Raw genomic sequence first — 7,716 nt, forward strand, 5'->3', positions numbered from 1 at the left:
CGTATATATCGCATGGGGCTGCAATCGAGGTGCAGCATGCGAGCCACCACCATCAAACATGAAATCTTTCAGGACAGGACCGGCGCGTCGCGCGCCGGTTCGCCTCTTGCGACCTCGCTCACGCTGGCCGCGATGAGCCTTGGCTACGGCGTGGTGCAGCTCGACGTCACCATCGTCAACACCGCGCTCGATGCGATGGGCCGGACGCTCGGCGGCGGTGTCGCCGAACTGCAATGGGTGGTCAGCGCCTACACCATCGCGTTTGCCGCCTTCATCCTGACGGCAGGCGCGCTCGGCGACCGCATCGGCGCCAAGCGAGTCTTCATGGCGGGGTTCGCCATCTTCACCGCGGCTTCGTTCGCCTGCGCGCTGTCTCCCAATGCGACCGTGCTGATCGCAGCGCGGTTGGTGCAGGGGCTGGCGGCGGCGATTCTGGTGCCGAATTCCCTCGCGCTGCTCAATCATGCCTATCCGGACGAGCGAGCGCGCGGCCGTGCCGTCGCGGTCTGGGCTGCTGGCGCGAGCCTCGCGCTCACCGCGGGCCCCTTCGTCGGCGGCGCGCTGATCACGCTGGTCGGCTGGCGCGCGATTTTCCTGGTCAATCTGCCGATCGGGCTCGCCGGCCTGTGGCTGAGCTGGCGCTACGCCAGCGAAACCACGCGGGCCCGCTCGCGCGAGATCGATCTGCCCGGCCAGCTTGCCGCGATCGGCGCATTGGGGGCGCTGGCGGGCGCCATCATCGAAGGCGGTGCGCTCGGGTGGGATCATCCGGCCGTGATCGCAGCCTTCGTCGGTGCCGCAGGTCTCGCCGCGCTCTTCATGTGGCGCGAGAGCCGCGCGGCGCAGCCGATGCTACCACTGTCGCTGTTCGGCCAGAGGCTGTTCGCGCTGACCTCGCTCGTCGGCCTGCTCGTCAATATCGCGATCTACGGCCTCATCTTCGTGCTCAGCCTGTACTTCCAGCGGATCAATGGGCTGTCGGCGTGGTGGACCGGGCTCGCCTTCGTGCCGATGATGGCGGCGGTGCTGCCGGTCAATCTGCTGGCGCCGCACCTCGCCGAGCGCATCGGCCCGTGCCCGACCATCGTGGTCGGTGCCAGCGTGTCGGCGCTCGGCTGTCTCGGTTTGCTGTGGATCGCGGCTGATACGAGCTATTGGGCGATCTTCGCGCAGATGATCGCGATCAGCGGCGGACTTGGGCTGCTGGTTCCGCCGCTGACCTCGACCTTGCTGGGCAGTGTCGACAAGGCGCGCTCCGGCATCGCGGCGGGCGTCCTGAACGCGACGCGGCAGACCGGCAGCGTCCTCGGCGTCGCGCTGTTCGGCTCGCTGGTGGCCGCGGAGGGGGCGTTCATGGCGGGGCTGCATCTGTCGCTGGTCGTGTCCGCATCCGTCCTGCTACTCGCTGCCATCGCGATCGGCCTGGGTGCGCCGGCGCGAGGATGAACAATCCGAGTGAATGGGCACATCTTCCGTTCACCATTGCCGCAACAGGCGCGTAGCCAGTTACCACCTGTCCACCTCTGTTGGTTCAACTGCGGGTCCATAGGGGCCCGCGATGTATCAAGTTCTCTACTGTCTCACCGAAGAGCACGATTGGCGGCTCGTCGCGCTAGGCGGCGCGGTGTGTCTGCTCGCCAGCGCGGCGGCGATCAGCCTGTTCCACCGGGCGCGCGCGACCAACGGTGTCGGACGCCTGGCCTGGCTCGGCCTCGACGCCGCCGTCAGCGGCTGCGGCATCTGGGCGACGCATTTCATCGCAATGCTCGCCTACGGGCCGGGCGGCGCCGGCGCCTACAACATCCCGGTGACGATCCTGTCGTTGATCTTTGCGATCTCCGTGACCTTCGTGGGGCTGAGCATCGCCGTATCGTCCTCGCGGGCGGTGTGGATCGCCCTCGGCGGCGCCATCGTCGGCACCGGGGTCGCGGCGATGCATTACACCGGCATGGCGGCGCTGGAGCTACCGGCGCGGGTCAATTGGATCGGAAGCACGGTCGCCGTTTCGGTGCTATCAGGAATCGTCTTTGCGGCACTTGCACTGTTCGTGGCCGCGCGGCGCGACGACCTCTTCCATGCGCTGACCGCGACGGTCCTGCTGACCGTCGCCATCGTCGCGCATCATTTCACCGCTATGGGCGCGGTGCTGCTGACGCCTGATCCGACGCTCGCGATCGGCGGCCTGTCGATCCCGCCGGCCTCGCTGTCCTTCCTCACGGCCAGCGCCGCGGTCGCGATCATCGCGATCGCGCTGGTGGCTGCGCTGCTCGACCGCCGCGCCAAGGGCGAACTGGGCGCCCAGCAAATGGTGCTGGATACGGCGCTCGAGAACATGTCGCAGGGTCTGTGCATGTTCGATGCAGACGGCAAGATCATGCTGTTCAACGAGCGCTATGCCGCCATGCTCCGTCGCACCGACATCGCGCTGACCGGCCGCCTGCTGGTCGACGTGCTCAGGGAAGAGCAGGCCAAGGGCCAGTGGCAGGGCGATGCGGATCAATTCTTCGCCCGCCTCGTCGCCGACGCGCGCGAGGGGCGCACCACGACCGACATCGTCAGCCGGTTCGGCCGCTCCATCCGGGTGGTCAACCAGCCGATGCAGGGCGGCGGCTGGGTCGCGACCTTCGAGGACATCACCGAATGGCTCGAGGCGCAGGCCAAGATCTCGCACATGGCGCGCCATGACGCGCTTACCAGCCTGCCGAACCGCGTGCTATTCCACGAGCAGCTCGAGCAGGGACTGCGGCGCACCAGGTCGGGCGATCAGCTCGCGGTGCTTTGTCTCGATCTCGATCACTTCAAGGACATCAACGACTCGCTCGGCCATCCCATCGGCGATGCGCTGCTGAAGGAGGTCGGCCGCAGGCTGACGGCCGCCGTCGGCGAGAGCGACACGGTGGCGCGACTGGGCGGCGACGAGTTCGCCGTGGTCCAGATCGGTCGTTCCGAGGAAACCGCTGCGAGATCGCTCGCCGGCCGCCTCGTCGAGGTCATCTCGGCACCCTACGAGATCGACGACCATCAGATCGTGATCGGCGTCTCGATCGGCATCTCGCTGTCGCCGCAGGACGGCAGCGATCCGAGCGAATTGTTGAAGAACGCCGACCTCGCGCTCTACCGCGCCAAGGCGGACGGCCGCGGCACCTACCGCTTCTTCGAGACCGGCATGGATGCACGCGCGCAGGCGCGGCGCCTCCTGGAAATGGACCTGCGCGCGGCGGTGCAGCGCGACGAGTTCGAGGTGTATTATCAGCCGATCCGCGACGTCGCCAGCGGTCGCGTCGTCGCCTTCGAGGCGCTGCTGCGCTGGAACCATCCGCAGCGTGGCCTGATCGCACCCATCGACTTCATCCCGCTGGCCGAGGAGACCGGTCTGATCGTCCAGCTCGGTGAATTCGTGCTGCGCTCGGCCTGCATCGATGCGGCGAGCTGGCCTGATGATGTCGACCTCGCCGTCAACCTGTCGCCGGTGCAGTTCAAGAATCCGAACCTGATCGCATCCGTGATCGCGGCCCTGGCTGCCTCGGGACTCGACGCGCGCCGTCTCGAGCTCGAGATCACCGAATCCGTGCTGCTGCAGAACAGCGAGGCGACGCTGACCACGCTGCATGAGCTGCGCGCCATGGGCGTGCGCATCTCGCTGGACGATTTCGGCACCGGCTATTCGTCGCTGAGCTATCTGCGCAGCTTTCCGTTCGACAAGATCAAGATCGACCGCTCCTTCGTGTCGGAGCTGGCGACGCGCGAGGATTCCATGGCGATCATCCGCGCCGTGACCGGGCTCGGCCGCAGCCTCGGGATCGTCACCACCGCGGAAGGCGTCGAGAACGACACGCAGCTCGAGCTGCTCAGGCGCGAGGGCTGCACCCAGGCGCAGGGCTATCTGTTCAGCAAGCCGCGGCCCGCCTCCGACGTGGCGGTGATGCTCAATCGCCCGCGGCTGCTGGCCTCGGCTTGAGGGAGACTATTGTTTGAGCATGATCTATTCGGAAAACCGCTTCGCACTTTTCCGGATCATGCTCTAGCCTCGGCGCAATGCGAAATGCGCGCCGCAGAACGCCATCACGGCGCCGAGGCACAGCGCGGCGAGTCCGGCCAGCACGCCCGCGATGGTCGGGATCGGGCTCGGCGCCGAGGCCACCTGGCCCGCACCCGCGAGCAGCAGCACGCCGACCGCGATCAGGAACTGCCGCATCCGTTGCGGGATCTGGCCGGAGACGGCGCTCTGCATCAACGTTGCCGTGAAATAGCCGCCGGAGAAGCCGACGGTCGCGATCAGCCACCACGCGATCGCCGCGCCCGCCGGGATGAACTCATGCGTGTCGGAGCGCCAGAGACCGCCGAGGTCGAGCCCATAGCGCGCGCCCAGCATGTGCACCGCGAGCGCGAGCAGCACGCCTGATATCACGGCGGCGCCGAGAATCAGGCGGCGCGGAAAAAAGGTCGTCTCAGCCATGCCTCGCTTGTAGGATGGGCGAGGGCGATCGCGCAAGCGGATCGCGGGCTGGATGGCGCGGACGAGGTTGATTGTCGGGATGCAGGGGTCGGAAGCTGAGGCCACGCCGGTCACGAGCTATGCCTACAAGGCGTCGCTGATCGGCTCGGCGCATCGCTTCGAGCTGACGGAGCAGGGGCTGTCCTGGCACATCGGCGGCCGCTCCTCGCTGTGGCCTTATGACGAGATCAGCGCGATCCGGCTGTCGTTCCGCCCGGTGTCGATGCAGCAGCACCGCTTTCGCGCCGACGTCACTCACAGCAGCGGCCGCCGCATCGCGATCCTGTCGACGAGCTGGCAGACCGCGGCGCTGATGGCGCCGCAGGACAACGGCTTTCGCGCGTTCATCCTCGTGCTGCACGCGCGGATGGCGAAGGCGGGCAGCCGCGCGGTGCTGACGGCAGGGCTCGGCCGCACCGCCTATGCCGCGGTGCTGGCATTCCTGGCGGTGCTGACGGTGGCGATGGCGGGCCTGTTGATCCGCGCCCTCGTGAGCGGCGAGTTCGCCGGCGCGCTGTTCATCCTCGGCTTTGCCACGCTGTTCGCCTGGCAGGTCGGCGGCTTCGTGCGGCGCAACCAGCCGCAGCGATACAGCTTCGATCAGGTGCCGAAGGCCCTGCTGCCCTAGACCGAGGGCTACGACCAATCGCTACTCAGTCGAGTCGAAATCCTCTTCCTTGGTGCCGAGCAGCGAGACGATCGTGCGCAGGCCGGAATCGAGCTGCTCGAAGGTGGGCGGCGCGAGCGCGAGGCGCACCGCGTTCGGTGCATGGCCGTGGGCGATCGCGAAGGTGGAGGAGGGCGTCAGCGCGATGCCGCGCCGGGCCGCGGCCGCGACGAAGGTCTGCGAGCGCCAGTGCGACGGCAGCGTCAGCCAGAGATGGTAGGAGCGCGGATCGGCGGCGTGCTGGTAGCCGGCGAGCAGCCTTGCCGCGGTCTGCTGCCGGCGCGCCGCGTCGATGCGTTTCAGCCGCGTCAATTCCGCGACGGTGCCGTCAGCCATCAGCCGCTGGCCGGCCGCCAGCGCATGGCCCGAGGCGATCCAGCCGCCGGTGCGGACCGCACTCATCACGCTTTCGCGCAAGTGCGGCGGCGCCACCAGGATGCCGAGCGCAAGGCCCGGCGCGACCTTCTTGGACAGGCTGTCGAGCACGATGCAGCGGTCCGGCCCGAGCGCGGCGAGCGGCGTGTCGTCGGCGAGGAAGCCGTAGACGGCGTCCTCGATGATGGTGAGGTCGAGCTTCTCGGCGACGCGCATGATGTCGGCGCGTCGCGTCGCGTTCATGGTGACGCCGAGCGGGTTCTGGATGATCGGCTGGAGATACAGCGCCGACAGGTGCGCTTCGCGATGCGCTTTCTGGATCGCATCGGGACGTACGCCGAATTCGTCCATGGGAATCGGTACCAGCGTGATGCCGAGCCGCGCCGCGATGCTCTTGACGTAAGGGTAGGTCAGCGCCTCGACGCCGCAGCGGCCGCCGGTGGGCACCAGCGCCGCGAGCGCGGCTGCGAGCGATTGCTTGCCGTTGGCGGTGAAGACGATCTGCTCGGCCTGCGGCGCGAAATCCTTGCGCGCGAGATAGGCGGCGGCAGCATTGCGCGCGCTCTTGGTGCCGGTGCTGGTCGAGACGCGCAGCGCGGATTCGAGCGCGTCGACGCGCTCCAGCCCCGCAAGGCTCTTGGCGATCATCGCCCATTGCTGCGGCAATAGCGGATAATTGACCTCGAAATCGATCCGCGCATCGCGCGGCTCGCTCAATGCCTCGACCTCGCGCCTGATGTCGCCGGAGATGAAGGTGCCGCGGCCGACCTCGCCGACGACGAGCCCGCGGCGGAGCAACTCCGTATAAACCCGGCTCGCGGTCGAGACCGCAATGCCGCGGTCATAGGCAAAATTGCGCTGGGGCGGCAGCCGATCGCCGGGCCTTAACGTGCCGTTAGAGATATCCGAGGCAATGGCATCGGCAAGCTTCACGTACTCGAACTTGGACATTATTGCACCGAGAGCAATGTTTTACTTGCTCCGAGCAGTGTACTGGAGCATTTAAGTTCCATCAAGTTCCACGATTGAGCCGAGGAGAGCGAGAGCAATCCGACGGCAAATGAGGTGCAGGCGCCCACAAGCGTCGGCGCCAACGGCACCTGCTTCGCCGCGCGGGACACCAGGCCGGAGAAGAAACATGACCACGATCTCGCAAACTGCAGGGCGGAGTTTACGCCCATCCTCGACGGGCGGATTTTTTGCAACGCTCGCCCAAGGCGCCTATGCGCTGTTCATCCGCCTCGAGCGCCGCTCGGCCGTCAAGACATTGAACGAGCTCGACGACCGCGCCCTGCGCGACATCGGGATCACGCGCAGCCAGATCGAGGACGCCGTCTACGGGCAGGTCAAGGCCGAGCTGACGCGGTATCTGTAAGCCTCTCGTGTCCCGGCCGCGCCGCAACGCGCAAGCGTTGCTGCGCAGAGCCGGGACCCAGGAAGCCGCGCAGTGGCTGATACATGGGCCCCGGCTCTGCAGCGCACCGCCGAAGAGGCGCTGCGCTGCGTCCGGGGCACGAGAGCGGTGTTTGGCGAACAATTGTCTCAACGTCGTCATTGCGAGCGCAGCGAAGCAATCCAGACCGGCTCCGCGGAAGCAGTCTGGATTGCTTCGTCGCAAGGGCTCCTCGCAATGACGGAGTGTGCGGTGACCGAGTCGCTATTTCAATTCGCATCTTCAGTGCAGACACGGCTTCGCATCCTCGCGGCTGATCTCGCCCGAGCTGTGCTTCATCGCTTCACCCTCGATTGAAAGAGGGCGCAGGGAAGACCGGGTGCCGGCTGGCACCCGCGGTCCACTGTGCGAAATCTGCGTAACAAGAAGCTGCACAGCGGCATACAGGTGTAGCCAGGACATCCCGGCCTTCCCTGCGCAGTGGTTTTACGGCTTATGTCGTGCTCTCCCCGGGGAGCGTTGCACTATTGCCCCCGTCGCCTTGCGGATGGCTGAGGGATGCGTCCGGTTGGACGACACCCATCACCGCAACACTTGACGCACAGACCCCGGGCGTCAGGACCACACGATTTTGCCGTACGCCGATCACACCGGTCGTGTGCGCGAGGTCTTCGCTCACGGTTACCCGCCCTGCGAAGCTGTTCGCGCCGATGTCACCTGCGTCCACCGCCACCCGGCCCGCGTTCGTGACGATCGCGATACGCCCCTCTTCCTTGGGCCGGGTTG

General features: G+C 67.1%; 8 protein-coding genes. 5 read left to right on the forward strand and 3 right to left on the reverse strand.

Annotated features, from left to right (window positions below; all coding sequences use genetic code 11):
- Positions 1–36: 36 nt before the first annotated feature.
- Both BM190_RS29070 and BM190_RS29075 read left to right on the forward strand, forming a co-directional pair.
- Positions 37–1,446 carry an MFS transporter gene (locus BM190_RS29070; protein WP_092261180.1) on the forward strand — a complete coding sequence of 470 codons (1,410 nt, stop codon included), beginning with the start codon at positions 37–39 and terminating at the stop codon, positions 1,444–1,446.
- A gap of 112 nt (positions 1,447–1,558) precedes the next feature.
- Complete coding sequence (locus BM190_RS29075) at positions 1,559–3,958, forward strand: EAL domain-containing protein (RefSeq protein ID WP_092261183.1); 2,400 nt, start codon at positions 1,559–1,561, stop codon at positions 3,956–3,958.
- A 63-nt stretch (positions 3,959–4,021) separates the two neighbouring features.
- Here the strand turns inward: BM190_RS29075 and BM190_RS29080 are convergent, their stop codons facing one another.
- Positions 4,022–4,456 carry a hypothetical protein gene (locus BM190_RS29080; RefSeq protein ID WP_092261186.1) on the reverse strand — a complete coding sequence of 145 codons (435 nt, stop codon included), beginning with the start codon at positions 4,454–4,456 and terminating at the stop codon, positions 4,022–4,024.
- Between the two features lie 79 nt (positions 4,457–4,535).
- Here BM190_RS29080 and BM190_RS29085 point away from each other — a divergent pair, with 79 nt between their 5' ends.
- Positions 4,536–5,123, forward strand: a complete 588-nt coding sequence (locus tag BM190_RS29085; protein WP_092261190.1) for a hypothetical protein — start codon at positions 4,536–4,538, stop codon at positions 5,121–5,123.
- A gap of 21 nt (positions 5,124–5,144) precedes the next feature.
- Here the strand turns inward: BM190_RS29085 and BM190_RS29090 are convergent, their stop codons facing one another.
- Entirely contained in the window at positions 5,145–6,488 is a 1,344-nt protein-coding gene (locus BM190_RS29090; RefSeq protein ID WP_092261194.1) for an aminotransferase-like domain-containing protein, read from the reverse strand.
- 187 nt (positions 6,489–6,675) lie between these two features.
- On the opposite strand from BM190_RS29090, the gene BM190_RS29095 reads away from it, so the two are divergent.
- Both BM190_RS29095 and BM190_RS29100 read left to right on the forward strand, forming a co-directional pair.
- Positions 6,676–6,912 (forward strand): DUF1127 domain-containing protein, encoded by a 237-nt coding sequence (locus BM190_RS29095; RefSeq protein ID WP_092261197.1) that lies wholly within the window; start codon positions 6,676–6,678, stop codon positions 6,910–6,912.
- Positions 6,913–6,984: 72 nt separating this feature from the next.
- On the forward strand, positions 6,985–7,287 hold the full coding sequence (locus BM190_RS29100; RefSeq protein ID WP_177237356.1) for a hypothetical protein: 303 nt from the start codon (positions 6,985–6,987) through the stop codon (positions 7,285–7,287).
- Between the two features lie 136 nt (positions 7,288–7,423).
- Here BM190_RS29100 and BM190_RS40955 read toward each other — a convergent pair.
- On the reverse strand, positions 7,424–7,716 hold a 293-nt coding region (locus BM190_RS40955), incomplete at its 5' end, for a hypothetical protein (protein WP_244550760.1).

The sequence above is a fragment of the Bradyrhizobium sp. Rc3b genome (assembly GCF_900114915.1).
GTDB lineage: Bacteria > Pseudomonadota > Alphaproteobacteria > Rhizobiales > Xanthobacteraceae > Bradyrhizobium.

Coding starts and splice junctions, on each gene's coding strand:
- BM190_RS29070 (WP_092261180.1), top strand. CDS start 37: ATGCGAGCCACCACCATCAAACATGAAATCTTTCAGGACAGGACCGGC.
- BM190_RS29075 (WP_092261183.1), top strand. CDS start 1,559: ATGTATCAAGTTCTCTACTGTCTCACCGAAGAGCACGATTGGCGGCTC.
- BM190_RS29080 (WP_092261186.1), bottom strand. CDS start 4,456: ATGGCTGAGACGACCTTTTTTCCGCGCCGCCTGATTCTCGGCGCCGCC.
- BM190_RS29085 (WP_092261190.1), top strand. CDS start 4,536: ATGCAGGGGTCGGAAGCTGAGGCCACGCCGGTCACGAGCTATGCCTAC.
- BM190_RS29090 (WP_092261194.1), bottom strand. CDS start 6,488: ATGTCCAAGTTCGAGTACGTGAAGCTTGCCGATGCCATTGCCTCGGAT.
- BM190_RS29095 (WP_092261197.1), top strand. CDS start 6,676: ATGACCACGATCTCGCAAACTGCAGGGCGGAGTTTACGCCCATCCTCG.